Raw genomic sequence first — 2,273 nt, forward strand, 5'->3', positions numbered from 1 at the left:
CTCGGATACATGACCCTGACGACCTTCCTCCTCATTACCCTCGGAAAGAGGATAGGTCTGAGGGAGAGGCTGGTCCTTGCCGAGGCTTTGAACTACCCAGGTGTGTACGGACTCGTCCGCTTCCTGAAAAGGGTTGTCATATTTGTGATACTGAGCGAAGGGGTAGGATTTTTCCTCCTGTACCTCTCGTGGATGGGCAGGTTCGGTCCCAAGGAGGCTCTATTTCCAGCCCTGTTTCACTCGGTATCTGCCTTCAACAACGCAGGCTTCTCCCTGTTTTCCGACAACCTCATTTCCTTCAGGGGGGATGTAGCCACAAACCTGATAGTGTCAGCCCTCATCATCGTTGGGGGAATAGGATTTTTCGTCATAAACGACCTTTACCTCTTCCTGAAGGGAAAGGTTCTCAGGCTTTCAACCCACACGAAGCTGGTTCTAACGATAAGCTTCGGACTCATCGCCCTTGGATGGGCTGGTCTCCTCATGACGGAAGCCTTTCACAGGGAGGGGCTGTGGTCCCTCGGTTGGAAGGAGAGGCTCCTCTCAACCCTATTTTTCAGCATCTCCTCAAGAACAGCCGGCTACAACACCTTTGATACCTCCCTCCTGTCCGAGTCCTCCGTGTTCTTGATAATGCTCCTCATGTTCATCGGTGCCTCACCGGGAAGCACGGGAGGCGGTGTAAAGACCACAAACTTTGCTGTCCTTGTACTGGCGGTGCTATCCTACATAAGAGGCAGGGCTGAAGCTGTGGTCTTTAGCAGGAGCTTGACTCAGGAGCATGTACGCAGGGCTATGGTGGTAACCTCGCTCGGCTTTATGTACATAGCCCTGATAAACCTAATCATAGACAGGGTGGAGGAAAAGGACTTCCTGAGCACCCTCTTTGAGGTTGTGTCAGCCTTCTCAACGGTGGGTCTCTCCGTGGGAAACGGCAACGGGCTCAGCTTCTCCGCGGAGCTATCACCCATAAGTAAGATACTTATAGTCATCACCATGCTCGTTGGAAGGGTTGGTGTGCTGAGCTTTGCAATCGCCCTCATCGGAAGGGAGACCGAGAGCAGGGTCAGACATCCAGAGGCGAGGTTGCTGCTTTGAAGAGGACCTTCGGTGTTATAGGGCTCGGTAAGTTCGGCTTTTACGTAGCAAAGACCCTTTCAGAGGCCGGAATGGAAGTGATAGCCATGGACAAGGACCCGGAAAAGGTGAGACAGGTTAGCGACTTCGTCACCCATGCCTACATAGCGGACGCCTTAGATGAGAAAGCCCTTGAGGAGTCAGGTATACTGACGGCAGACACCGTAATACTCAGCATAGGAACCAACGTTGAGGCAAGCATCCTCATCACCGTCATGCTCCTGAAGAGGGGTGTGAGGGAAGTTGTGGCGAAGGCTATAAACCCCCTCCACGGAGAGGTTCTAAGCAAGCTCGGTGTGAGCAGGGTCGTCTATCCAGAGAGGGAGATGGCTGTAAAGCTGGCAAGGATGCTTCTGATATCGGGTATGGTTGCGGAGATACCCTTCGCCCGCGGATACAGCATATTTGAGATAGAGGCTCCGGAAAGACTCGTTGGGCGGAGTCTCAGGGAGCTTGACCTGAGGAGACGCTACGGTATAAACGTGCTCGCCATAAAGAGGGGCGAGGAGGTCCTCGTGAACCCCTCTGCGGACGATGTGCTCGCTGAAGGGGATATACTGCTCGTCCTTGGAAGTGAGGAGAACGTAAGGAAGATGTCAGAAGCTCAGGTTCCTTAGCTCCTCAGCCCACTGCCTGTACTCCTCTGCCATTGAGGGGTGGTTGAACTTCATTGCCTGTTTTATGCCCTCTTCAAGGACCTCAACAGCCTTTCCAAACTCACCGAGCTCTTCGTAACACCGGGCTAAGAGCCTGTAGATAGCCCCCTCGTCCTCTTGGAGCCTGAGGTACTCCTCAATATGCCTTATCGCATTCTCATAATCCTTTATCTTGAAATACTCCTGAGCCAAGGAGTAATGAACCATGGGGTTGTCCTTGGCACTATTGAGAAGTTTTTTGAAGTACTCCAGCCTGTTCATACTTCACCTCCAACAGGAGCTTCCTGTACCCCTTCACCCTGCTAAGCAGGATATCAACACTTCCTATTGTAAATTTAACCTTTAGCTTAACCGGGATGTTTGTGTCCTTGTCAACCCAGACGTACCACTCCCCCTTCGGCTTCAGGAGCCCTTTTGTCTCTATATCCGGGAGCAAGAGCACCTTCCAAGCCCTGTAAACCTTACCCGATACCTCTACCT

The 2,273-nt window shown here is 52.3% G+C and carries 3 protein-coding genes and 1 pseudogene; 2 read left to right on the forward strand and 2 right to left on the reverse strand.

Annotated features, from left to right (window positions below):
- A partial coding sequence (locus tag AC1HCM_RS06605; RefSeq protein WP_479460976.1) for a potassium transporter TrkG occupies positions 1-1,098 on the forward strand: 1,098 nt, incomplete at its 5' end.
- On the forward strand, positions 1,095-1,754 hold the full coding sequence (locus AC1HCM_RS06610; protein ID WP_479460977.1) for a potassium channel family protein: 660 nt from the start codon (positions 1,095-1,097) through the stop codon (positions 1,752-1,754). The genes AC1HCM_RS06605 and AC1HCM_RS06610, both read left to right, overlap by 4 nt.
- Here AC1HCM_RS06610 and AC1HCM_RS06615 read toward each other — a convergent pair.
- Both AC1HCM_RS06615 and AC1HCM_RS06620 read right to left on the reverse strand, forming a co-directional pair.
- Positions 1,734-2,054 carry a tetratricopeptide repeat protein gene (locus tag AC1HCM_RS06615; protein ID WP_479460978.1) on the reverse strand — a complete coding sequence of 107 codons (321 nt, stop codon included), beginning with the start codon at positions 2,052-2,054 and terminating at the stop codon, positions 1,734-1,736. The genes AC1HCM_RS06610 and AC1HCM_RS06615 overlap by 21 nt on opposite strands.
- A pseudogene (locus tag AC1HCM_RS06620) lies at positions 2,017-2,273 on the reverse strand (hypothetical protein); the annotation flags it as partial. The gene AC1HCM_RS06615 and the pseudogene AC1HCM_RS06620, both read right to left, overlap by 38 nt.

This window comes from Hydrogenivirga sp. (assembly GCF_056450045.1).